At 67.1% G+C, this 23,248-nt stretch carries 22 protein-coding genes and 1 pseudogene; 13 read left to right on the top strand and 10 right to left on the bottom strand.

Annotated features, from left to right (window positions below):
- Nucleotides 1-160 precede the first annotated feature (160 nt).
- On the top strand, nucleotides 161-619 hold the full coding sequence (locus D187_RS53345; protein WP_076606334.1) for an Imm26 family immunity protein: 459 nt from the start codon (nucleotides 161-163) through the stop codon (nucleotides 617-619).
- A 103-nt stretch (nucleotides 620-722) separates the two neighbouring features.
- Nucleotides 723-1,292 carry a hypothetical protein gene (locus D187_RS42960; RefSeq protein WP_043434310.1) on the top strand — a complete coding sequence of 190 codons (570 nt, stop codon included), beginning with the start codon at nucleotides 723-725 and terminating at the stop codon, nucleotides 1,290-1,292.
- A 118-nt stretch (nucleotides 1,293-1,410) separates the two neighbouring features.
- Here the strand turns inward: D187_RS42960 and D187_RS42955 are convergent, their stop codons facing one another.
- Nucleotides 1,411-1,902, bottom strand: coding sequence for a hypothetical protein (locus D187_RS42955; RefSeq protein WP_245591969.1), 492 nt, complete (start codon nucleotides 1,900-1,902; stop codon nucleotides 1,411-1,413).
- Nucleotides 1,903-2,017: 115 nt separating this feature from the next.
- Nucleotides 2,018-2,596 (bottom strand): TetR/AcrR family transcriptional regulator, encoded by a 579-nt coding sequence (locus D187_RS42950; RefSeq protein ID WP_002620817.1) that lies wholly within the window; start codon nucleotides 2,594-2,596, stop codon nucleotides 2,018-2,020.
- Between the two features lie 235 nt (nucleotides 2,597-2,831).
- Here D187_RS42950 and D187_RS42945 point away from each other — a divergent pair, with 235 nt between their 5' ends.
- Together D187_RS42945 and D187_RS42940 are read left to right on the top strand one after the other, a co-directional pair.
- Complete coding sequence (locus D187_RS42945; protein WP_002620816.1) at nucleotides 2,832-3,884, top strand: DNA ligase; 1,053 nt, start codon at nucleotides 2,832-2,834, stop codon at nucleotides 3,882-3,884.
- A 160-nt stretch (nucleotides 3,885-4,044) separates the two neighbouring features.
- Nucleotides 4,045-5,139: a glycoside hydrolase family 76 protein gene (locus tag D187_RS42940; RefSeq protein ID WP_002620813.1), complete on the top strand. Its 1,095-nt coding sequence runs from the start codon at nucleotides 4,045-4,047 to the stop codon at nucleotides 5,137-5,139.
- A gap of 79 nt (nucleotides 5,140-5,218) precedes the next feature.
- Here D187_RS42940 and D187_RS42935 read toward each other — a convergent pair whose 3' ends face one another.
- The 3 genes from D187_RS42935 to D187_RS42925 form a co-directional block, all read right to left on the bottom strand.
- Nucleotides 5,219-5,860 (bottom strand): LysM peptidoglycan-binding domain-containing protein, encoded by a 642-nt coding sequence (locus D187_RS42935; protein ID WP_002620811.1) that lies wholly within the window; start codon nucleotides 5,858-5,860, stop codon nucleotides 5,219-5,221.
- 275 nt (nucleotides 5,861-6,135) lie between these two features.
- Nucleotides 6,136-7,002, bottom strand: a complete 867-nt coding sequence (locus D187_RS42930; protein WP_002620809.1) for a pirin family protein — start codon at nucleotides 7,000-7,002, stop codon at nucleotides 6,136-6,138.
- Between the two features lie 16 nt (nucleotides 7,003-7,018).
- Nucleotides 7,019-8,107, bottom strand: coding sequence for an alkene reductase (locus D187_RS42925; protein WP_043434631.1), 1,089 nt, complete (start codon nucleotides 8,105-8,107; stop codon nucleotides 7,019-7,021).
- A gap of 55 nt (nucleotides 8,108-8,162) precedes the next feature.
- On the opposite strand from D187_RS42925, the gene D187_RS42920 reads away from it, so the two are divergent.
- The 4 genes from D187_RS42920 to D187_RS42905 all read left to right on the top strand — a co-directional run bounded on the left by D187_RS42920 (nucleotide 8,163) and on the right by D187_RS42905 (nucleotide 11,388).
- Nucleotides 8,163-9,143, top strand: coding sequence for an AraC family transcriptional regulator (locus tag D187_RS42920; protein WP_245591968.1), 981 nt, complete (start codon nucleotides 8,163-8,165; stop codon nucleotides 9,141-9,143).
- A 91-nt stretch (nucleotides 9,144-9,234) separates the two neighbouring features.
- Nucleotides 9,235-9,624: a DUF6310 domain-containing protein gene (locus tag D187_RS51230; RefSeq protein WP_438356981.1), complete on the top strand. Its 390-nt coding sequence runs from the start codon at nucleotides 9,235-9,237 to the stop codon at nucleotides 9,622-9,624.
- A 1-nt stretch (nucleotide 9,625) separates the two neighbouring features.
- A complete protein-coding gene (locus D187_RS42910; RefSeq protein ID WP_002620801.1) occupies nucleotides 9,626-10,381 on the top strand; it encodes a DUF5953 family protein in 756 nt (251 codons plus the stop codon).
- Nucleotides 10,382-10,692: 311 nt separating this feature from the next.
- A complete protein-coding gene (locus tag D187_RS42905; RefSeq protein WP_002620800.1) occupies nucleotides 10,693-11,388 on the top strand; it encodes a DUF1349 domain-containing protein in 696 nt (231 codons plus the stop codon).
- A 42-nt stretch (nucleotides 11,389-11,430) separates the two neighbouring features.
- Here D187_RS42905 and D187_RS42900 read toward each other — a convergent pair whose 3' ends face one another.
- Nucleotides 11,431-12,339 carry a LysR family transcriptional regulator gene (locus D187_RS42900; RefSeq protein WP_002620799.1) on the bottom strand — a complete coding sequence of 303 codons (909 nt, stop codon included), beginning with the start codon at nucleotides 12,337-12,339 and terminating at the stop codon, nucleotides 11,431-11,433.
- Between the two features lie 79 nt (nucleotides 12,340-12,418).
- Here D187_RS42900 and D187_RS42895 point away from each other — a divergent pair, with 79 nt between their 5' ends.
- On the top strand, nucleotides 12,419-13,024 hold the full coding sequence (locus D187_RS42895; protein WP_002620798.1) for a malonic semialdehyde reductase: 606 nt from the start codon (nucleotides 12,419-12,421) through the stop codon (nucleotides 13,022-13,024).
- 230 nt (nucleotides 13,025-13,254) lie between these two features.
- The gene (locus D187_RS42890) at nucleotides 13,255-14,352 is read left to right on the top strand and encodes a GTP pyrophosphokinase (protein WP_002620797.1); all 1,098 of its coding nucleotides are present in this window, start codon (nucleotides 13,255-13,257) and stop codon (nucleotides 14,350-14,352) included.
- Nucleotides 14,353-14,493: 141 nt separating this feature from the next.
- Here D187_RS42890 and D187_RS42885 read toward each other — a convergent pair whose 3' ends face one another.
- The gene (locus D187_RS42885) at nucleotides 14,494-16,767 is read right to left on the bottom strand and encodes a M14 family zinc carboxypeptidase (protein ID WP_002620796.1); all 2,274 of its coding nucleotides are present in this window, start codon (nucleotides 16,765-16,767) and stop codon (nucleotides 14,494-14,496) included.
- An 85-nt stretch (nucleotides 16,768-16,852) separates the two neighbouring features.
- On the opposite strand from D187_RS42885, the gene D187_RS51225 reads away from it, so the two are divergent.
- The gene (locus D187_RS51225) at nucleotides 16,853-18,904 is read left to right on the top strand and encodes a glycoside hydrolase family 99 protein (RefSeq protein WP_020918669.1); all 2,052 of its coding nucleotides are present in this window, start codon (nucleotides 16,853-16,855) and stop codon (nucleotides 18,902-18,904) included.
- 29 nt (nucleotides 18,905-18,933) lie between these two features.
- Here D187_RS51225 and D187_RS42875 read toward each other — a convergent pair whose 3' ends face one another.
- The 3 genes and pseudogenes from D187_RS42875 to D187_RS42870 form a co-directional block, all read right to left on the bottom strand.
- Nucleotides 18,934-19,512: a DUF2285 domain-containing protein gene (locus D187_RS42875; protein ID WP_002620794.1), complete on the bottom strand. Its 579-nt coding sequence runs from the start codon at nucleotides 19,510-19,512 to the stop codon at nucleotides 18,934-18,936.
- 22 nt (nucleotides 19,513-19,534) lie between these two features.
- A pseudogene (locus D187_RS59475) lies at nucleotides 19,535-19,729 on the bottom strand (transcriptional regulator domain-containing protein); the annotation flags it as partial.
- Nucleotides 19,730-19,784: 55 nt separating this feature from the next.
- Nucleotides 19,785-20,876, bottom strand: coding sequence for a sugar phosphate nucleotidyltransferase (locus tag D187_RS42870; protein ID WP_002620793.1), 1,092 nt, complete (start codon nucleotides 20,874-20,876; stop codon nucleotides 19,785-19,787).
- Nucleotides 20,877-21,055: 179 nt separating this feature from the next.
- Here D187_RS42870 and D187_RS42865 point away from each other — a divergent pair, with 179 nt between their 5' ends.
- Nucleotides 21,056-22,288: a 3-dehydroquinate synthase family protein gene (locus tag D187_RS42865; protein WP_002620792.1), complete on the top strand. Its 1,233-nt coding sequence runs from the start codon at nucleotides 21,056-21,058 to the stop codon at nucleotides 22,286-22,288.
- Nucleotides 22,279-23,241, top strand: a complete 963-nt coding sequence (locus D187_RS42860) for a sugar phosphate isomerase/epimerase family protein (RefSeq protein WP_002620791.1) — start codon at nucleotides 22,279-22,281, stop codon at nucleotides 23,239-23,241. The genes D187_RS42865 and D187_RS42860 overlap by 10 nt, the downstream gene beginning before the upstream one ends.
- The last annotated feature ends 7 nt before the right edge of the window (nucleotides 23,242-23,248 follow it).

The following is a 23,248-nucleotide window of genomic DNA, read 5'->3' as shown; positions in this document are numbered from 1 at the left end:
CGCTGTCCCTTGGTTGACTCGGCCGCACGGCCTCCCTGTAATCCCGCGTGGGGCTCCTCGCGAGCGGAGCCCATACCTGGAGGCGCTGGGTGCCAAGAGGGGTCGCTCTGCTGACATGCTTCGCTGGAGCGAACTTCACCGTTACACAGGATACTAGGACATGCGGCCAACGCATAAACCAGGTTCATTCATGAGGATTCCCCTTCCAGACGGCTCCTTCGGCTATGGAAGAGTTCTCGAATTGCCGTTCGATGCCTTCTACAATTACAGGACCACCGAGCCGGACGCGGACCTGGGCAGGATCGCATCCAAGCCCATCCTTTTCAGGATTGTTGTCCGCGCTCCACACCCGAAATCATGGGAACCCATCGGGTGGAGGGAGATCGAAGAACGCCTGACTCAACCCGTTACTCAATTCAGAATGGAAGTGGGACCGCTCCGCCGCTGTTGGATTTTCGATAGCATCGGCAATTCGAGAGAGGCGACCCCAAAAGAATGCATTGGGCTCGAGCCAGCCACTGTTTGGGAATCGCACGGTGTCGAAAAACGTCTGCTTGATGCTTTCATGGGACGTCCCAACGCAGTACTAGAGCGCATCAAGAGGGAGCTGGAGCCGTAGAGTGTGCGCGAGAAATCCCCCGCCCTTGCGAGACTGAGTGTCGGCTTCCGCGGGCGTGGACCGTGGACACGTTCTCTTGGTACGCGCTAGTAACCCCGCCAACATGAGCATCAAGAAACGGCGGGAGTGGGCCCGAGCCTTCGTCGGCGCCAGGCACCACGGGTTCAGCAGGTTGGAGCTCATCCTCTTTTCCATCGCGTGCGCGTGGAAGACAGGGAGCACGGCGCCCTTCGTTGTGGTCTTGCGAGTGGTGCTACGGGTCGAGTCCACTCGGGAGCGGAAGGCGTGGTCGGTGTGGCACATGCCCGCCACGTGGCCTCCGCGTGCGCTGGGGGCTCTCGCCGTGAGCATTGCCCTGTGGGGTGTGCTCGCGCCGCACCCCGAGCCCATCCGCGGCGATCCCCCTCCGGAGTGGCCCATACCCGAGCACCTCACCACCGATTGGCTGACGCGTGACGGCGGCGCCATCGCCGTACCCATGCCCCCGAAGCGCCTGGAGCGGCAGCAGGCCCCTCCGTGCTTGCCACCTCCGGGCGGACAGGTGGAGATCAACGGCGGGTGCTGGTTCGAGATGGTGGGTAGGCCTCCGTGTGGCCAGCTCTACGAGCATGCCGGGAAGTGCTACGTCCCCGTGCGCGAGATACCCAAGCCGCCAACGTCGGTTGACCCGTAACTTCCGGGGCTCAATGCCATGGGGCGCAGGGGCCGACGTCTCCTGGAGGGTGAGGACCACGGCGGAGGGCTACACCAACCGCTACCTGCGTCATATCGACAGTGTGGACGGCCTCGGGCTACGGGAGCACCTGGGATTCGGCGCGCCCGCGCAGCTTGAACACCTGGTAGCTCGATCCCAACAGGAAGAGGAGCAGCAGGCCAAGCAGGCTCCTCTGCACGAGCGGTGACTCCGGACCCGAGGCCAGGGGTTGGCCGACGGGCAGGCGGGTCAGGGTCTCATTGATTCCAGGCACCAGCAGAAGCAGGAAGCTCGCGGAGAACGTGAGCGTGCGCACATAGGGGAGGGCTCGCCCGAGTCCTCGAATCTTCCCCGCCACGGCTCCCGCCAGCATCAATCCCAGCGCCAGCAGGCCCAGCGCGTGCCCCGGATTGAAACCGCCCCGGCTCGACAAGCCGAAGGACGTCACGATGGAGGCCACCATGGTGGCCGTGTACAGCTTGCCGATCCGGTTGCGCGGATCGATCTGCCCGTCACGCACGAACGCGAACACTCCGAAGACGAGGGGAACGACGCTGATCACGGTATGCACGAGGCCAAGGGTCGACATGGAGGAACTCATTGCGCTTTCCTTCGGGGACAACGGGGATGAACGAGCTTCTACCGACTAGTTGATAGACAGACAGGACAAACGAAAGGAGCAGGCGCGGCCCTGCCCCGGCGACTCAGGTCCTGGTTTGGAGGAGGCGAAGTACCTCGGTCGTCACCGAGCTGAAGACCATCCACTCCCCCGAGGCTCGCGCGGCCAGCATGGCGCCATGGACCGTGGCCATGAAGAGTTCGGCTTCCAGTGCGGCCGTGCGCCCGAAAGCGAGACTGCCCCGGCGCCGGCCTTCCTCCAGGGTCTTGGCCAACCACCCCGCGAGTTCTCGGAAATGGTCCCGGACCTCGGCCCCCACCTCCTCGGGGAGCGTCGGCATCTCGGCGGCGAGCAATGCGCACACACAAAAGGGCGTCGTCTTCTCCCGGATGCAGGTCTCCCAATAGGAGACATACGCTTTCAACTGCCCGAGCGGGTCGGGCACCATCTGACCAAGGTGGGTGAACGACAGGCGGATGTTCTCGCGGTACCTCACCACCACGTCCCTCGCCAACATCGCCTTGCTCGGAAAATGGTGGTGGATGGTGGGCTTGCTGATCTTCACGACCTCCGCGATGTCCGCGTAGCTGAAGCCGCTGTACCCGCGCTCAATCATGATCGCCTGGGCTGCGTCGAGGATGCGGTCCGCTGTCGTGGCGCTCATGCCGACTATCTACCAACTAGTCGGACGAAGCGCAAGCGGAGACATCCACCCCAGACCTCCAGTCTCGAAGTGGGCATCAACCGGGTGAGTGCCGACCTCCGCGAGGAAGGCGCCGTCCGAATCCCGCTCCGTCGAGCCTTGACGTCCGAGGTCGCTCCCCGGCCTCGCCCGAACAAGTCCTCCGCTCACGACGGACGGGGCGGTTACGATTGCCGCCTCACGTGGGGAGGACATCGTGGCGGACATCGCGGACGGCGAGCAGGTCGAGGTGAAGGGGTCGGGGAAGAAGCCGTACATCTTGAAGAACACCGGCGGCGTGTACTCGTGCACCTGCCCGGCCTGGCGCAACCAGTCGGTGGGCATCGAGCGCCGTACCTGCAAACACCTGCGCAAGGTGCGCGGCGACGAGGCCGAGAACACCCGGCTGGGCACCCTCGCGGCCTCGGCTCCCCTTCCCTCCCAGGAGGGCGACTCGGAGGGTCCCGGTGTCACCGCCCCTCCCCTGCTGCTCGCGCACCCGTGGGAGAACGACGTCGAGCTGACGGGCTGGTGGATGAGCGAGAAGCTCGATGGAGTGCGCGCGTACTGGGACGGCAAGCAATTCCTGTCACGTCAGGGCAATCCCTTCCTCGCGCCCGAGTGGTTCACCGCGCGGCTGCCCGACTTCCCGCTCGACGGCGAGCTGTTCGGCGGGCAGCGCAAGTTCCAGCACACGGTGAGCGTCGTGCGGCGGCAGGACCGGAGCGACGCGTGGAAGTCCCTGGCCTTCGTCATCTTCGACGCGCCGGGCGTGGATGCGCCCTTCGAGGAGCGGCTCGCGCGCTGCCAGCGCTACGTGGAGGACATGGCTCCCCCCTATGCCAGGTGGTTGCCGCACGAGCCGTGCCGGGACGTGGCGCACCTGCGCGCGGAGCTGGCCCGGGTGGAGGCACTCGGGGGCGAGGGCTTGATGCTCCGCCAGCCGGGCTCGCGCTACGAAGCGGGGCGCTCGCCCACGCTGCTCAAGGTGAAGAGCTTCAAGGACGACGAAGCGCGCGTGGTGGGCCATGTGGCCGGAGCCGGCCGGCACAAGGGCCGGATGGGCGCGCTGGAGGTGGAGCTGCGCGACGGCACCCGGTTCTCCGTCGGTACGGGCTTCTCGGACCAGGAGCGCCGTGAGCCGCCCGCGGTGGGGACCCTCATCACCTTCCGCTATCAGGAGCTCACCGACGGCGGCGTGCCCCGCTTCCCCTCGTACGTGGGCGTGCGCCTCGACGCCGAGCCCTTCCCTCCCGCAGCCCGGCGCTGAGTCTCAGGGCTTGTCTACTGCCGCCCCCGTCGATCCATTCGCTCCATCCGTGCACCCTCCTGGCCGTCCGGTCCGCTTTCCCTTTTATTCCGGGTAAAAATGGATTAGTTGGATTTAACCTCCGAATCAGGAGGTCTCGACTTCCAAGGAGGAAGCCTACATGAACTCGCGGCTCTTGAATGGCCTGGTCGCGGCCGTGGTGGTGGCGTCCGCGCCAGGTGCCCTCGCGCTCAGCCCGGCGGAGAAGAACCTGGCGTTCGACTCCTACAACAACGCCTTCTATGTCCAGAACGGCGGCAACGGATACTACGTGGTCGACACGAACCGGGCCGCGCCGAGCCGGTTCGACTTCTGGCGGGTCTGCGAGCAGATCGAGGCGGCCGAGGACGCCTATGATCGGACGCGCAATCCGGCCCACCGGGATCTGGTGTTCAGCCTGCTCAACGGACTGAACAACGTGGTCAGCGGCACCACGGACTTCGCGTCGTGGAACGAGTACAACGATGACGTCATGTGGGCGGTCATCGCCCTGACGCGTGGCTACGAGATCACCGGCCACCGTCCGTTCCTGGATCAGGCGCAATGGCAGTTCAACAAGATCTGGGACCGGGCCTGGGACAACCAGCTGGGCGGGGGGCTGTGGTGGCGCACGGACAAGCAGACCAAGAACGCGTGCGTGAATGGTCCGGCCACCATCGCGGCGATGCTGCTCGCGCGCAACACGGTGAACACGGGCTACCGGGCGCAGGCGGATCAGATCTACAACTGGCTGCGCGCCACGCTGGTCAACCCCTCGACCGGCCAGGTGGCCGATCACATCCAGGCCAACGGCACCAAGGTCTGGTGGGCCTTCACCTACAACCAGGGCACCTTCGCGGGAGCGTCGACGCTGCTCTACCAGGCCACGGGCAACACGAGCTACCGCGACGTGGGCGGGCTGGCGGTGAACTGGACCCGCCGCAACCTCACGGGCCAGCACCTCGCCGACATCCTCAATGACGAGTACGACGCCAACGGCGGCAGCGGCGACACCGCCGGGTTCAAGGGCATCTTCGTGCGGTGGGCGGGCAAGTGGGCCGGCGCGGCCAATGACGCGTCCATCAAGAGCTGGCTGGCCAACAACTCCAACACCGCGTGGTCGTACCGGAACTCGTCCGGCGTGATGTGGGGCCAGTGGTGGCGGCGCACCCCGGACAACTACGTCACGTCCTGGGAGTCGAGCCCCGGCCTCGCCGTGTCCCAGACGCCGTACTGAGAGAGCGGAACGCGGACATGACAACGCCCCCGGCCGAGACGGCTCCGGGGGCGTGGGTGTTCAGGGGCGTAGCGGACGGTCAGACCGTCGGCATGAAGATCTTCAGCCCGCTGCGGCCACCAGCGGCGAGCGTATTGCGCTCGATGAAGTCGCTCACGGACGAGCGGCCATCGCCGGTGGTGATGGCGGTGTGGCCGTACTTGCTGCCCGCGGCCGACGAGGTCTTCTCCCAGGTCAGCACCATGCCCGGGATCTTCAGCGCGTCGGCGAGCGACATGTTGACCTGCTTGAACTTGTCGCGCGGCAGGTTGTTGTCGATCTGGTTGCCATTGCCCCAGACCTTGACGCCGAACGCCTTCTGGATGGCCCGGCTCACGCCCGTGGCGCACAGGCCCTGGCTGTTGTACCCGCCCATGCCCATCGCCGCCGCACGGCCCGCTTCCGCGAGCCTGCGCATCGCGGGCGACGCCCCGTTCGGACCCGCGGCCCCGCCGCTCTGCTGCACCTGTCCACCCCCCGTCGCGCCGCCAGCACCCTTCTTTCCGCCGCCCTTGGCGGGCTCGAAGCTGTCGACCTTGCCGGGGATGCGCAGGGACTTGCCCGCGATGATGAGGTTCGGGTTGGCGATCTTGTTCGCGCGGGCCAGCGCGGAGACACTGGTGTGGAAACGGGACGCGAGGGCCGAGAGGGTGTCGCCGCGGCGGATACGGTAGGTGGACATGAGATCTCCTGGGTGCATTGTCGCCACGTGCCTCGCGGAGTTTCGTCCGAATTTCCCAATATCTCGGAATTCAACAGGGCCCACCGCCGCCCCCCGGAGAATCCTGAGTAAAACCGGGTACATGAGGGGACCCCACGCCCGGGTTTCTCCATGAGGGTTCGTCCCTCTCCTCGAGACCCGGCGGCTCGACCGTTCAATCCGCCGGGTCCGACGAGGGACCGGGGCGCCCACCAGGGCACCCCCGGGCAGCGCGCGTCCAGGCTCTCCGCGCGGCGTCACACCCGCCGCGGCGGGGGACCGTAGCGACCGGAGCGGTACTCGCCCATCACCCTCAGGATGTCGGCCTGGGTGTCTCCGATGAACGGGCCGTAGCTGACGAGCGGCTCCCCCTGGGGCTGGCCGGCGTACAGCAGCGCTCGCGCCCGCGTGGTGCCGGTGATGCGGATCGTGCTGTCCCCGTCCACCTTCGGACGATCCAGCCAGCCCACCTGTCCGGGCCGCAGCGCGTGGGCGTCCGGGCCCACCGCGATCTCACCCTCGAGCACGTAGAAGAAGCCGTTGTACGAGGCAGGCAGGTCCTGCTCGATGGCCGCGCCCGGCTCGAGCAGGAACTCGGCGAGGGTGACCGGCACGTAGTTCTTCGTCACCGAGCGCACCGCTCCCGAACCGCCGCTGTACAGCCGGACCTCCACCCCTGGCTCGCGCCGCACCGGCAGCTGCGCGTACGCGATGTCCTGGTAGCCCGCGGGTACCCAGCGCTGCGCCCTGGGCAGCGTCAGCCACAGCTGGAGGATGCGTGCCTGACCCGCCTTCTCCAGGCCCTCGCCGTGGATGACCCCGCTCCCAGCGGTCATCCACTGCACGTCACCCTCTCCCAGCCGCCCGTCGTCGTGGACCATCCCGCCCTTCACCACCAGGGTCACCGTCTCGAAGCCGGCGTGCGGGTGCGGCCCGCCAATCGGCTGGCCGTCGATCCGGTCGTCCATCAACAGGATGAACGGATCGGCCAGCGCGTAGTCCTCATGCGAGATGACCGGCACCACCGTGTGCGCCGGACCGAACTGCCCCGGCATGGGAGCCGGAAGGTCGATGACCCGCCCCAGACGGCGCTCAACCCCTTGCTGTCGTTGCGTGGCAATCATGATGTCCTCCTCCTGGTCAGCGCAGCGCCGGGTAGTCCGTGTAGCCCTTCTCCTCGCCCGTGAAGAAGGTCGCGAAGTCCGGCGCGTTGAGCAACGCCTCCCGCCGGAAGCGCTCTGGCAGGTCCGGATTGGCCAGGAACGGCACGCCGTAGGCCACGAGCTCCGCCTCTCCCCGGGCGATCGCCGCCTCACCCGCCCGCGCGTCGTAGCCTCCGTTGGCGACGAGGGTGCCCTGGAACGCCTTGCGCAGCAGCGGGGTGATGCGCTGCTCCGCGCTCGGCACCGCCTTGCCGGAGACGTTCTCCGTCACGTGGAGGTAGCCGAGCCCCAGCCGGTTCAGCTCGCGCGCCATATGGGTGAACGTGTCGGCCGGCGTGGAGTCCGACATGCCCGCGTACGGGAAGTTCTGCGGCGAGAGCCGGTAGCCCACCCGCTCCGCGCCCCAGATGTCCACCACCGCCCGCGTCACCTCCAGCGGGAAGCGCGCCCGATTCTCGATGCTGCCCCCGTAGGCATCCGTGCGCTGGTTGGAGCCATCCCGCAGGAACTGATCCAGCAGGTAGCCGTTGCTGCCGTGCAGCTCGACGCCATCGAAGCCCGCCTCCCGGGCGTTCTCGGCCGCGCGCCGGAACTGCTCGACGATGCCGGGGAGCTCCCCGGTCTCCAGCGCTCGCGGCGTCACGACGCGCTTCTTGCCCTGGAACGTGAAGACCTCGCCCTCGTACCCGATGGCGGAGGGCGCCACCGGCAGAAGGCCGTCATGGAAGTCCGGGTGCGAGACGCGCCCGACGTGCCACAGCTGGGCGAAGATGACGCCACCCACCGCGTGCACCGCCTCCGTCACCCGCCTCCAGCCCGCCACCTGCTCGGGCGAGTGGATGCCGGGCGTGCGGATGTACCCCACGCCCTGCGGGCTGACCTGCGTCGCCTCGGTGATGAGCAGCCCCGCCGAGGCGCGCTGCTCGTAATAGGTCGCCGCCAGGGGGTTGGGCACGTTGCCATCGACCAGCGCCCGGCTTCGCGTCATGGGAGCCATCACCACCCGGTTCTTCAGCTCGAGGCGGCCCAGGCGATAGGAGGAGAGGAGCTTCGTGGTGTTTGTCATGGTCACGAAATACCGGGGGCGATATGGACGTGCCATGTCATCGAGTCCAAAAGAATTGACCAATCGTCCAGAGCTGCAGGATGGGCAGCCCGCCGATGTCCTCGCGGACGTGCTGGACACGATGCGCCTGTCCACCCTCGTCCACGGCCGCTTCGAGCTGTACGCCCCCTGGGGCATCCAGTTTCCCCAGAGCCCGGGCGCGCACATCGTCCTCCTGGCGCGCGGGGGCGCTCGCCTGGAGGTCGAGGGCGTCGAGGGCGCCGTCTCCCTGTCGGCTGGTGACCTGGCCCTGCTGCCGCACGGTGGCGCGCACACGCTCCGAGACGCGGAGGGCAGCCCGCTCCACATCCTCGGGCAGGGCGAGTGCCAGCGAGCCCGTGGCATCGGCTCCATCCGGGTGGGAGGCAATGGCGCCCGGACGGCCCTGATCGCCGGCACCTTCCGCTTCGGCGCCGCGCCGAGCACGTTGCTGTTCGACGCGCTCCCACGCCTCATCCACGTGGCCGTGGACGCTCCGGTGACGGCGGCCTCGCTGGCGTCCACCGTGCAGCTGCTCATCGCGGAGAGCGCCTCGAACAGCCCGGGCGCGACCGTGATCATGAGCCGGCTCGCGGACATCCTGCTCGTGCAGGCCATCCGGGCGCACATCGCGGGAGGCCAGTGCCAGGAGCACGGCCTGCGCGCGCTCGCGGATCCGCAGATTGGCAAGGCGCTCGCGCTCATCCACGAGCGGCCCGCCGAGCCGTGGACCGTCGAGAGCCTCGCGACGGCCGTGGCCCTCTCGCGGTCCGGCTTCGCCGCGCGCTTCAGCGCGCTCGTCGGAGAGCCCCCCTTGGAGTACCTGGCGCGGTGGCGCATGACGAAGGCGGCCCAGTTCCTCCGTGAGAGCGAGCTGCCGCTGAGCGAGGTGGCGGCGACCGTGGGCTACCAGAGCGAGGCCTCGTTCAACCGGGCCTTCAAGCGCTGGGGCGGGAGCGCTCCTGGCGCGTACCGGCGCGACCACCGCCGGGGGGTGAGCAGCGCCGCCGGCTCCTGATCGTGGCACCCGTCAGCAGCCCTCCTCAAAAAGGCCCAAGCCGGAGCCCAAGGGGCCGGATTTTTTCCCGCCGCTGGAGCCACCCGAGACTTTGGAGCGAGAGCGCCGCCGCAGGTGCGAGCCCGTCCCAGTGCCGTACCACCGTGGCGGTAATAGACTGCACGACAAGTGCGCCGACAGAATTCCGAACAGCAGTTTCCCCGGCGGGGATGTGTTCGTGAATGGGAAAAACTTCGACGCGCTGCAACTGGCCACGCGCACACTTTGGGAAGTCAAGACCGACAACTTCGACACGTACCCAGAGGCCCTTCGAGAGTTTGTGATCAGAGATCAGTTGGCGAAATTGCGGATTGAGCGCGACCTTGCAAGGGCCTGCGGCTTTGACTTCCGGGTTGGTGTGCGAAGCAAAGCGCACGAGGAAGCGCTGGAAGAAGCGGACCCGACCTTCGATGGCCTCATCGTCGTCATGGACTGGTGCTGAGATGACGGCCAAGCAAAAGATTACCCTCATCGTCTACGCACCCGCGCTCGTGGGTGACGACAGCCGCCCTGTGGCCGTGGTTCATGGGATGGAGCGTGCGTTCCCTGGCCTGCGCCTGGGGTGGAGGATTTCTGAACAGGGGCATTTCATCCCCTTGCCACAGCGCGACGCGACGGTCGCTCTAGAGAGGCCGGACGGGGGATTTCCGCTCATCAGCAACGACAAGGAGAGCGCCCTCGTGACGGTGACGGGATTGGAAACCTCGGCGGTCAGCTCGTCAGGCGGTCAGGCCCAACTTGAAGTCCATGCGAGGTTGCCTCTAACGCCAGAGGGCATCGCGGCAGCCGCAGACGTGCTGGAGGCCGTGGCAGAAGCCGCGCGCGCGTACTGGGGGCATGCCACGCCTTCCAGGGCGGGGCTGGACATCGCACGGCAGACGAAGAACTGGGCGGCCAACCCGCAGCCTCCCCCCCAGGGATTGCCGGCACTCAAGCTCGCGTGGGACATCCCTTCGCCTGAGATTCCGCATCGGCTGGGATGGCTCAATTACTGGTCTGCCGCTGCCGCACGCGCCATCGGGTTCCCGAACCCGGCCCGCGACGCGGAGCTGCTGTCACGTGCACGGCGTACCGCGACGGGCGGGTGGGTCGTGCAGCTCACCGATGCGCCGCTCGACCTGGACAACCCCGCCCACTTGGACGCGCTCAAACGGGCCTACGAGCGCTTCCCGGAGATCGGCGGGCGCTCCACCCCTTGAGGCTCGGCACGGCTCGTGCTGGCCGCACTGTTAGCGGAACCTGAGAGGTCCGCAACCTGACGGTCACCCTGGCGAATAACACGAGGCAAGCGTGTCCAACACGTTCCTCGTGACCGGACAACTTCCCGGGGGCGACGTCTCTTGCGCGAACGAGCGCTCCCGGTGAGCGCGGGGGCGCCGCCGCCGACGTGGCGCCCCCTCCTGGCCGACGTGGCTACCCCCGACAAGGCTCCTGTCCTTCCTCCACGCCGGCTGGTGTATAGAGACACGCACCGCGAGCGTGATGGCGGTGTCTGACCTGGAGGCATTCAATGGGCTCGAAGAGATTCGGACGAAGGACGGTCCTCGGCGCGGGAGTGGGTGCGTTGCTGGTGCCGACGATCATCGAGAAGGCCGTGGCCGCGCCAGCGGCTGGCAAGGGAGCGGGAACGACAATGGAAGATGGAATCTGGCTGAACGAGCCGAAGGTCTGGAAGCGAGCCGAGGGCGTCCTCGAGGTGACGACGGACAAGTCGACCGACTTCTGGCGTGAGACCCACTATGGCTTCACGCGCGACTCCGGCCATTTCCTGGGGGTGCGCACGGGCGCCAGCTTCACGGCGCAGCTTCGCGTCGAGGCGGCCTATGAGCAGTTGTATGACCAGGCCGGCATCATGGTGCGCGTCGACAATCGGCGCTGGGTCAAGGCGGGCATCGAGCTGTCCGATGGACGGGCGATGCTCAGCAGCGTGCTGACGAATGGCAAGTCGGATTGGGCGACGGGGCCCTATGAACACGACTCCCGCTCGTTCTGGATGCGCGCGACGGTGGCCAAGGGGGTGCTGCGGTTGCAGGTGTCGGCCGATGGCAAGACGTGGCCGTTGGTCCGGCTCGCACCCTTCCCGGAGGCCGCGTCCTATCAGGTGGGCCCGATGTGCTGTACGCCGGAGCGGGCCGGGCTGAGCGTGCGTTTCTCCGAGTTCCGCCTCACGCCTCCGCTCGGCAAGGATCTGCACGACCTGACGTGACGGCCCGCGCGGCCGTGTGGGAGCGGGCTGCCACGCCGGTCATCACGCGAACAGCCCGCGCAAGTGCCTCTCCAGGATGGGAATCATCTCCATCACCTTGGGCGAGGAAAAGCGCTGGGTCGGGTAGACGAGATGCACCGGCGCATACTCCGTGGCCCAATCCGGAAGTACCCGGACCAGCCTCTTCCTGGCGAAGTCTTCCTTCAGCAGGGGTTGGGGCACCAAGGCCAATCCCGCCCCGCTCCTCACGAGACTGAGGATCCAGGAGAAGGACGTAGACGAAACCACGAAATCCGGCTTCATCCGGACGAACTCTCCGCCCGCCGAGCGAAGGTGCCACGGCATCTCGCGCTTGTCGCCCTCTTTGATCACGAAGCCGATGCACGGATGCGCCGTGAAGTCTCGCGGGTGCTGAATGGCCGAGGCTCCCTGGAGATAGCGAGCGCTCGCCACCACGACCAGGTTTCCCTCCCCGAGGCGCTTGGAGCGCAGGCTGGAATCCTCCAGGTGCCCTCCCCGGATGGCGATATCGAACCCCTCGGTGATGAGGTCCACGAAGCGATTGCTGAAATAGGTCTCCACCTTGACCTGAGGATACTTGTTCCGGAACTCGCTCACGGCAGCGGCGAGCTCCGAGGAGGCAAAATCCGCGGGCGCGGTGATCCTCAAGGTGCCGGAGGGTTGCCGCCGGAGCGCCGTGGCTCCGTCGAAGGCACCCAGCAGGGTCTGGATCGCGGCTTCGGATTCCTTGAAGAAGGCGGCGCCCTCGTCCGTCAGTTTCAACTTCCGGGTGGTTCGGGTCAGGAGACTCACCCCCAGGGCCCTTTCCAGGGCAACCACCCGGTCACTCACGGTGGAGACGGAGAGACCAAGGCCGTGAGCTGCCTTGCTGAAGCTTCCCGCCCTCACCACGTTCACGAAGATCAACGCCGCATTCAAGTCCGGACCCATTTTTCGCCTATCCGGAAGATATATTGGGATTCTCCGCCCTTCTCAAGGGGGTCCGCCGGGCCAAGGATGGGGGTATCAAATGAACGAGGCCCCGATGACCAAGACCATTGCGAAGGAATCCATCCAGCAGCTCTTCACCGAAGCCCGCACCCACCATTTCTGGCAGAACAAGCCCGTCCCGGAGCAGACCCTGCGGGAACTCTACGAGCTGATGAAGTGGGGCCCCACGTCGGTGAACTCCGCACCGGCGAGGATCGTGTTCGTGCGGAGTGAAGCGGAGAAGGCCAGGCTCTATCCAACCTTGATGGGGTCCAACATCGAGCAGGTGAAATCGGCCCCCGTGACGGCGATCATCGCCTACAACGAGAAGTTCTACGAAGATCTGCCCCGGCTCTTTCCGAGCTATGATGCGAGGCATTTCTTCGTCGATGATCCCAAGTTCAGCTACGAAACAGCCTTCCGCAACAGCTCCCTTCAGGGAGCCTACTTGATTTTCGCGGCCCGGGCGCTGGGCTTGGACGCCTGCCCCATGTCAGGCTTCGACAACGCGGAAGTGGACAAGGTCTTCTTCGCGGGCACGGCCCTCAAATCGAACCTCATCTGCACGCTCGGGTATGGCGACAGTTCGAAGCTCTACCCGCGGGGCCCGCGCCTGGCTTTCGAGGAAGTTTGCACGATTGTTTGAGTGTCGCTCGGAAACCGACCGCGCACCATTCAGTCGAGGACAATCCTCTCACCTGTCCCCCGGCGCGGATATGAACCCGTGCGTGTGCCCAATGGGGCCGCACCGGGCAGCGGTGTGCCGTGGTGGGATACAGCCCGACCGATTGCTGGGGCGTGTTCGACCCCTCGGCTCCAACCCTCTCCCTCAACACGGCCCCCATCCCGCCTATACGCCCCGTAAGATGGCCGGGCATGATCTACCACGAGTTGCTGGATGCCTACCTGCGCCGTCAAGCTTCCTTCGAGGCGCTGGGCCAGTCCCTGCACGCGCGCCTCAAGGAGGTGCTCAAGAGCGGCGGTGTGGATGTGCATGCCGTCAGCTACCGGGTGAAGAACCCCAAGAGCCTCGCCCACAAGCTGGGTCGACCCGATAAAACCTACCAGCGCCTGGATGACATCACCGACCTGATCGGGCTCCGGGTCATCACCTACTTCGATGACTCCGTCGATCAGGTGGACAGTCTCATCAAGGAGCACTTTCGCATCGACCCCAAGCGCTCGGTGGACAAGCGGCGGAGGCATGATCCCCATAGCTTCGGCTATGTCGCCCTGCACAGCATCTGCTACCCCCCCGAGGACCTGCTGCGGGAGCACCCCGACTGGGACTGGCCGTTCGAGATCCAGATCCGCACCATCCTCCAGCACGCCTGGGCCGAGATCGAGCATGACCTGGGCTACAAGTCCGCCGAGTCGGTTCCGCTTCCCGTCCGGCGGCGCTTCTCACGCCTCGCGGGCCTGCTGGAGCTCGCCGACAGCGAGTTCGTCGAGCTGCAGCGCTCCATGAAGGACTACATCCGAAAGGTGGCCCAACAGGCCCAGCTCGCGCCTGACACCCTCGAGCTCGACACTGTGTCGTTGCAGTCCCTCACGCAGGGGGGCCCCGTGGCCGACCTGGACCGGATGCTGGCGGAGCGGTTGTGCAAGCCCCTGAGCCCGACGCCCTTCTACCCCGCTTACGTGACGCGCATGCTGCGCCTGGTGGAGCTCGGGGACCAGTCCCGCATCCTGAAGAGACTGGAGGTATTCAGCTCGCGGCTGCTCGCCTTCGCCGAGCGATACTTCCGCTTCACCACGGAAGCCTGGGGCTTTGGCGCCGAGAAGCTCCACAGCGTGCAGCGGGGCTACAGTCTGCTCCTGCTCGCGCACTGGCAGGCCCTCGGTCAAGCCGAGCAGGCGTCTCTCCGGCTGGAGAACATGAAGAGCTTCTATCAGCAAATCGACTACCCGCACGACGAGGCGGAGGCGCGCCGCATCGCCCGCCTGTTCGTCAAGGGCTTCGCGGACTGGTAGGCCCGCGGTGGCGAGCGGGCTGACCCCTCAGGAGGTTGGGATGCCTTCCTCCCGAGCCACCTCCGTAAGGAGTGGGTTTGGCTCAAGGCGGCGGGAGTCGAACCCGCCGCCTCGGGTGCTGAAGCGCGCCGCCGGATGGGCTCAGGGGGCGGAGGTATAGCTGGCGGTGAGCGTCACACCCGAGAAGGAGGAATACGGGTTGAGCATCACGAACCAACCGCCAGCCTTCGTTTGCAAGGGATTCTCGGTGTTGCCAGACCCACCGCAGCTCTCGTCGTTGCCGGAGGCGTACGGACGGCAGTCATAGGCAGAGGACGTGGGAAGCTCGCCGTAGCGCACATACAGATCGGCATCACCGGAACCGCCAGAGACACGCACGCCGAGGAGCGTCGCCCCAGTGGGGACGTCGATCCGGTAGTACAGCGGCTGCCCCTTTTGCGCGGCCAGATTGGACACGGGCACTCCGTTCTGGAGCACGCCTCCGTCGAAGACGGAGACCTGCTGGGACAGGCCGTGGCGGGCCCCCTTGTTGTCGGTGACGGTCAGGGTGACGGTGTAGCTGCCCGGGGTGGCGTAGGTATGGCTCGGATGGGTGGTGGTGCTGCTGCCGCCATCACCGAAGCTCCACGCGCGCGTGGCAATGGTGCCGTCGGCATCGGTGGAGGCATCCGTGAAATTCACCGTCATCCGGCTGGCGCTGTAGCTGAAGAGCGCGACGGGCGCGGCGTTGCTGCTGTCCCCGACCTCGAAGCGCACGGCCTGGGGGGTCCCCGGCTTGCCGTCGGCGTCCGTCCCCTGCACGAAGACGGTGTGCACTCCGGCGCTCAGGCCGGTCGTGGGGATGCTTCCGGTGACGGTTTCGACCGATGCGTTGAACGTGCCGTCGGCCGCGGAGAGCGTGATCGGCGTCGCCCCCGTGGCCCAGGGAGGCAGATCCAGGTAGGCGCGGGCCGAGGCGATCGTGTGCACCGGCTCGGAGCCATTGCCCTGGTTGAAGCGGCGATCATCGATGGTGGCGGTGACGGGCAGCGGTGTGCCGGGCGAGACGACCGACAGTCCCGTGCTCACGGCAGTGGTGTCCGGCCCGGAGGGATACCGGTACGGCGCGTGCAGGTTGCGCGCGGCATAGCGCAGCGCGGCGAGGTTCTTCGGGAACGTGCTGGACTCGAAGTTGGCGCAGTCCTCGAAGAAGGCGACCCCGAGCTCGATCGTGTACGCCGGCACGCCGAGCAGACCATAGAAGTTGTCGTCCGTGGCTCCCGTGGTGGGATACAGCCCGACCGATTGCTGGGGCTTGTATCCGTTGAAGCCGGCGAGCCGGCGGCCGAGAGTCTGCAACGCGGTGGCGTTGGGTGCCTTCGTGCTCGTATCGCCCCAGGGCCACAGCACGAGCTGCGAGTAGCTATGGATGTCGAAGAACAGGCCTCGGTAATCGTCCGGAGCCGCGGAACTGGCCGTGTCTCCGCGGCGATCCGGGAACACGCCTCCGGTATAGACCCCGTTGCTACCGGCCACGCCAGCGACGTACTTGACGACGTTCTGCGTTTCCGGCTCGGAACCGGCCGTGGGCCCGCGATAGGTCTCGTCGCAGGGGGACGTGCTGGCCCCCCCGGAGACGCTGTTCCAGTGGAACGGGAAGTTGCGGTTGAGATCGACGCCGAAGCGGGAGCTGCTACAGGTGCCGTTGGTGTTGTTGGTGTTCTTGCGCCACGACGCGCCCGCCTCGGCGCGCTTGCGGCCGTCGGGGTTGGCCTGCAGCACGAAGTGGAAGCGGAAGTTGTCGAGCAGCCAGGTCGCCTCGGCGTCGCTTCCGTAGCCGGAGACCAGCCATTCCGCGAAACGGGTCATGGTCTCGGCGGTCGTGTACTCGCGGGCATGGATGGCGCTGAGCACGACCATGTTCGCCTTGTCGGGCACGGTGGCGTTGGTCGCGGCATTGGTCAGCCGCAGCACTCTCATCGAATAGCCCGCCTGCGCGTTCCTGCTGCGCTCCCAGCTCGGGCCAATCTCCACCACCGAGGCCAGGTCCGGTGCTCGCTGCACCAGCGAATCCATGGTGCCGTGGGTTTCCTCCACCGTGCGGTAGCAGGAGTAGCCGGGAATGCTCCTCAGGCTGCCGTACTGTGTCAGGGCCGTCTGGAGTCGCTGCAGACGCTCGGTGCCCACCTTGTCGATCTCCACCCGCAGGCCGGCGCGGCGGAGTGCATCGAGTTCCTCGGGCAGCGCCTCGGTTTGCACCGTCTTCTTGATGCGGTCGACAATCAGGTGCTGAAAGCGCGGAGCAATGGAACGAACCTGCGCTTCCTGGTCGTAGTGGGCAGTGACGAAAACGGGAAGCGGCTCGGCCGCGAACACGGCGGAGGACCCCCCCGCGGTCGTCAGCAGAAACGCCAGCACCGTGGCTCGGTTTCTCATGTTTTCGGATCTCCTGAAGAGAAAGTGGAACCTGACAGATCCGCTTGCTGGAAAAACAGCATTTCATGCATTATACAAATAATCCATGAAACACGAAAAAGTTACCGGTGGACTGAATCGCAGTACCTGGGGGCCACGGCTGCTGTCGTGGTCATGGCTCGCGAGCCTCCTGTGCCTCACCCTTCTGCCCGGGCGGGCCGGGGCGGTGAGCACGGTCATGACGGCCTGGTCGGGCTCCGACGGCGTCTTCAACACCATCAGCCTGGATGGGAAGACCGTCTACCAGGGCCAGAACCTCGGCGGCGGCAACTACACGGGGTTGATGTATTTCAAGCGGCCCGCGGGCGTGAACTTCACCCCCGGCGCCACGCTGTACATGGAAGTCGACTTCAAGGACATCGGGGGCACGGGCAACTTCGGCACCCAGTACAACGCCGTGGGCAATGACTTCCAGTTCGCGGGCTTCACCGTCGGCAACAGCGTGCTGGGCTCCGGCGCCTACAAGACGGCCGTCTTCCGTCTGGACAACGCCAACCTGCACTACGGCGAGAACGGCGGCACGGACCTGCGCCTCACCCAGCCCGGCCCCCTGCAATTGCATATCGTCCAGGTGCGCGTGAGCGATCAGCCCACCCCACTCTATCAACAACTGACGGCCTTCCTCGGGCCCTACACCGGGCCCACGTATGCCGGGGGCACGCCGGTGGACGCCACCACGCTCAAGGGCAAGCTCCTGTGCGGCTACCAGGGCTGGTTCCGCACCCCGGGCGACGACGACAACACGGGCTGGCAGCACTACATCCCCGACTGGGGCGGCGTCATGAGCCCCTCGAAGATCGCCGTGGACTACTGGCCCGACATGACCGAGTACACCCCGGCCGAACGCCACGTCGCCACCGGCTTCACCAACCCCGATGGCACTCCGGCCACCCTGTTCAGCGCCAACAACGCCCGCACCGTGCTGCGGCACTTCCAGTGGATGGAGGCCCACGGCATCGACGGCGTGGCCGTGCAGCGCTTCCTCCCCGGCGCGAGCCCGGACCTGCCCACCCTGCGGGTGCTGAGCCACGTGCGCACCGCCGCCAACCTCACCGGCCGCACCTTCTTCGTCGAGTACGACATGACCGGCACGCCCGAGTCCGAGCTCGTCTCCACCATCACCCGCGACTGGCACTACCTGGTGGACAGCCTGAAGCTCACCTCGGACTCGCGCTACCTGCACCACAACGGAGTGCCCGTGGTGGGCATCTTCGGCTTCTTCCGCGACCGCTTCAGCCCCGCCACCGCCCACGCCATCCTGGACATCTTCAAGGGCCCTGGCCCCTATCAGGCCTTCGTCGAGGGCGCCGGCGCCTGGTACTGGAACATCGAGCCCTACCCCGAGGAGTGGAAACAGGTCATCTACCGCATGGGCGCCTGGCAGCCGTGGAACACCGGCAACAGCGGCAGCAATCCGGGCGATGTCCCCAACTCCTCCTACTGGGCCGCGGATCAGGCCGCGCTGGCCGCTCGCGGCGTCATGTACGTGCCGCAGCTCTACCCGGGCAGCAGCGACTTCAACCGCTCGGGCAAGATCTGGGACCCCAATGCCGACAACCGGCAATCCGGCGCCTTCCTGTGGAGCCAGGTCGCGCGCGCCGCCTCCATCGGCGCCTCCTCGGTGTTCCTCGGCATGTTCGATGAAATCGACGAGGGCACGCAGATCTTCAAGGTGTCCTCGACGCCTCCCACCCAGGCGCGTTTCCGCGACAACCAGGGCCTGCCCTCGGATGCCTACCTGTGCTTCACCGGTCAGGCCACCAAGATGATTCGCGGGGAGATTCCCTATCGCGCCACCCCGCCGAACTGCGCCGCGATGACCCAGCCCACCATTCCGGACGCGGTGGCGCCCCTGAATGGCGCCACCCCGGCGGGCGCCCAGGTGACGTACCAGTGGACCCCCGCCCTCGCGCTCGCCCAGGGCGGCACCCTCGCGCGCTACGAACTGTGGCTGGATGGGGTCATCACGTCCGTGGGTAGCTCCACCCAGGTGACGCGGAGCACCTCCTCCGGCCGCCACGTCTGGCGCGTGCGCGCGGTCAACTCCCTGGGCAACGCGGGCGGTTGGAGCGTGGCACAGACCTTCACCGTGCCCTGAGCCCCCCCGGGTCGGTTCCGCGCGGGGACCTATTCGGTCCCCGCCGGTGGCTTGAGGAGCAAGCGGCGATAACCCCCTTCCATGAGCGCTCCCCCGCGCCGCACGGCGTAACGGACGGCATCCTTCATGTGACGGGCGGGGTCCCTCCAGCGCCTGGCCGCGGCGGCCTCGCCATACAGCAGGATGGCGATGTCCCGGTACGAGGCGCCCGCATTGGCCGCGTCGAGCGCGATCAGATAGCTCTGGAGCTGCTTGGAGCGGGGCAGTGGCTCCGGCGGGCCGGGCCGCAGCAACGTCCGGAAGTCATTCAGGGCGGAGATGGCGCCGTCGAGATTCTGTGGCCCGGGGATGCCCAGGGCGAAGGCGGCCCCGGGCAGGAGCAAGGCCTCCACATCCCCCTCGCATCCCAGGGAGACCATCTCGCCATTGCCGGTGAGCAGCAGCGTTCCCCCCTCGGGGCCGAGCAGCAACCCCTTCTGGCAGCGCAGGTGCTCCAGCCGGAATCCCCGCTTGCTCTCCAGGCCCGTCTGGATGCGGGCCATCAACCGGGGCAGGGCTCCATCCGCCCAGAACACCGAGGTCGTCCAGGCATCGAGCGAGGGGTCCACGAAACGCCAGGAGTCCCCAGCGGGCTGCCTCCTCCTGTCCGCCGGAGATCCGTCGCACCTCCAGCTCGCCCCTGGAGAAGTGCACGGGGAGCCGGCCCTGGGCCTGCAGGACCTTCCACTCGGACTGGTACTCCGGATTGCGGCGAAGGAATTCCCATGCCCAACCACCCCAGGACAACGGCAACGCCCGTCGCCCGCCATCGGAGGCATGAACCATGTCGCTTGGCATGAATCTCTCTTTCTTCCTCGTTGGGGCCCAGGGCCGCCGTGCTTCATTCCGTTCGGTTCAAGAGGTGGGCGTCGTGGACGTGCTCGCCATCGAGCACGATGCTCCCCTCGACGCGGCTGTCCCCGAGGATGCGCGCCCCGGGCAGCACGACGCTGTCGCGCACCACCGCGCGTGGGCCGATGATGACGCCTGGAAATAGCACCGAGCGCTCGGCCCGGCCCTCACACCGCACGTCCTCCCCGGTGAGCGTGTGGCGAAGCCCCCCCGCCTCGGACACCCAGCGGCGGGCGGCCTCCGGCCGGAGCGTGTGCGGCAGTTGCGCCAGGCTCAGCGTGGGCGGTCGCGAGACGAGCCGATGGTGCGCTTCCAGGTAGCGGGCCGTGGTGCCGATGTCCTCCCAGTACCCGTCGAACCGGTAGCCGAAGATGCGCTCCCCCGCCTGAATCATGGCGGGGATGACATCCCGACTGACATCCGCCTGCCACGGCCCCCGGGACAGCACGTCCAGATAGCGTTGCAGGGACTCCGCGTCGAAGATGGCCACCGCGGTGAACACCGTATCGGCCGTGGGGTGGGCGGGCTTCTCCACGAAACGCAGGAGCCGGTCCCCGGCGCCGAACTCCACCATGCCAAACAGGGACACGGCCTCGAGTGCGATGCGCTGATAGCCGATCGTCAACGCCGCGCGGCGCTCGCGGTGCAAGGCCAGCATCGGCCGGTAGTCGAATCGGTAGACATGGTCGGCATGGAGCACGAGCACATCCCGCACGTTCTTGCCGAAGATGTAGGGCGCGTTGAACAGCAGGGCCTCGCCCGTGCCGGACTCGGCGGGCCGGTGCACCGTGGCCAGCACGTGCTCACACGTCTCCGGGGTGATGCCCTGATAGGGGCCGAAGTGAATCTTCATGCCCTGACCGTGCCAGCACTCCAGCAGGTAGTGGATGAGTTGGGCTTCGTTGTGCTGGGACAACAGCAACACCTCGTCAATGCCCGAGTCGCGGCAATTCGAGAGGCTGAAGTCGATGAGGTGGCACTGGCCACCAAAGGGGACCAGCGGCTTGAGCCGGCCCTGTCCCAGGCGGCCCATCCGCACGCCACGCCCGCCGGCAAGTAACACCGCTCGCAAGTGCTCCATGGACGATGCTCCTCTCCCATCGCGTGGGCGCCCTCGGCCCCGTGATGCATGGAAGTAAGCAACATCCCGTCTCACGGGGAGAGTGGAAAACCGCGGAGCGCCCCGTTTCCCACTCCCTGGCCGGGATGAATCTCAATACCTGTTGCGGCAGACACTTCGAGTTGTCCGGGAGTCGATCCATGCCATCCACTGCATCCACAGCCATCCCCACCCCCGACGTGAAGTCTCCTCATCGCGGCTCGCTCCTCATCGATGGAGCAAAACAGGGAGGACACGAGAGCTATCGCGTCACGGTCCAGCGCGAGGATCGCTACGACATCCTCGTGGGCCGGGACTCCCTGGCCCGGCTCGACGAGCTGCTGGCCCCGGTGATGAAGGCCAATGACGCCAACTCCGCCGTGGTCATCACCGACAACCACGTGGGCCCGCTGTACGCGGAGCTGGTGATGAAGCGGCTGTCCGCCGCGGGCGTGCGCGCCCAGTGTGTCGTCATCCCCGCGGGCGAACCCTCGAAGTCCGTCGCGCAGGCCCAGCGGCTGTGGGACGAGCTGCGCTCGCGCAGTGTGCGCCGCCGCACCGTCCTCGTGGCCCTGGGCGGAGGCGTGCTGTGCGATCTCGTGGGCTTCGCCGCCACGACCTACCTGCGGGGCATTCCCTACGTCAACATCGCCACGTCCTTGATGGGCCAGGTGGATGGGGCCATCGGGGGCAAGGTTGGTGTGGACCACAGCACGGGCAAGAACCTCATCGGTGGCTTCTACCACCCGGCTCTTGTCGTCATCGATCCCTCGTATCTCGCCACCCTCCCCCTCGCCGAGGTCATCAACGGCCTGGCCGAGGTGGTGAAGGTGGCCCTCATCGGCACCCCCGGGCTCTTCGAGCAGCTCGAGCGGCTGCCCATGCAGCAGGACTGGGCGCTGGATCAGCCCGCACCGCGGCACTTGATCGAAGGCCTCGGCCCCATCATCCCGGCGGCCATCGGCAAGAAGCTGGAGATGCTCGCGCCGGATCCCTTCGAGCAGGACCTGCGCCGGCTGCTCAACCTCGGGCACAGCGTGGGCCATGGCCTGGAGGCCGCGACGAACTACGTGCGCTACCGGCACGGCGAGGCGGTGGCCATCGGGATCGCCACCGTCACGGCGCTCTCCGTGGGGATGCGGCTCGCGTCCGTGGACACGCTGCGCCGGGTGCTGCGCCTGCTGCGCAAGCTGCGGCTGCCCGTCTCCGTGCCGGATGATCTGCGGGCCGTGGTGTGGAACCACCTGGAGACCGCCCGGCTGGTGCGCAACGGCCGACTCCTGCTCGTCATGCCCACGGCGATCGACCAGTGCACCATCATCGATGACATCACCCGGAGCCAGTACGACACCGCGTGCCAGCTCGTCGACCAGGAGGCGAAGGCATGCGACTGAGCCTCGCTTCCACGGCCTATATGGACCTGCCGCTCGGGGAGGCCGTCTCCCGGGTGAAGGAGCTCGGCCTGGAGTGCATCGACCTGGCGGTCGACTCCTCCTCGCGCATGCTCCAGCTGGAGGATCTGCTCGATCCGGCCCGGCGCGCGGAAGTGCAGCGGGTGCTCGCGAAGGCGGGGCTCGGCATCTCGGCGATCAGCAACCACGCGGATGGGCAGCTCTTGCTGGGGCCACTCCATGAGGTGACGGATGGCATCTACCGGGGCACTCCCGCGGAGAAGCGGGCCTACGCCATCCGGCGCATGCAGGACTGCGCCCGGGCGGCGGATGCCATGGGGGTGCGCCTGGTGGCGGGCTTCATCGGGTGCCCGGACTACGCGCGCTGGTTCCGCTGGCCCGGGCAGGAGGACGGGTGGGCCCCCCAGTTCGCCCAGTGCGCCGAGGTGATGGGCGCCGTGCTGCCCGTGTACCGCGAGTACGGGGTGCGCTTCGCGCACGAGCTCCACCCCAAGCAGCTCGTCTACGAGACGGAGAGCGCCGCGCGGAGCCTGGAGGTGCTGGGCGAGTTCGCCGAATGGGGCTTCAACGTCGACACCGGCAACCTGGCCCTGGCCGGAGTGGACGCCGTGGACTTCATCCGCCAGTTCGCCGACCGCATCTGGCACGTCCACGCCAAGGACGCGGAGATCCTCCGGCCCGTCACCCGGCGGCACTTCCTGGCCCACAACCGGTACTACTCGCAGGCGGAGCGCAACTTCCGCTTCCGGATTCCCGGCTGGGGCCAGCTCGACTGGCGCCGCATCCTCACCGAACTCCACCTGGCGGGCTACACCGGCGACATCGCCGTGGAGAACGAGGACAGCACCATCGGCCGCTGGGAAGGCAGCCGCCTGGCGCTCGACTTCATCCGGCCCCTGCTGCTGCACACCCCGCGGCAGGAGCGCTGGTGGTGAGGCGCGC

The organism is Cystobacter fuscus DSM 2262, assembly GCF_000335475.2.
Lineage (GTDB): Bacteria > Myxococcota > Myxococcia > Myxococcales > Myxococcaceae > Cystobacter > Cystobacter fuscus.
Note: the sequence above shows the minus strand (reverse complement) of the source record. Positions and strands in the feature narration are given on the sequence as shown.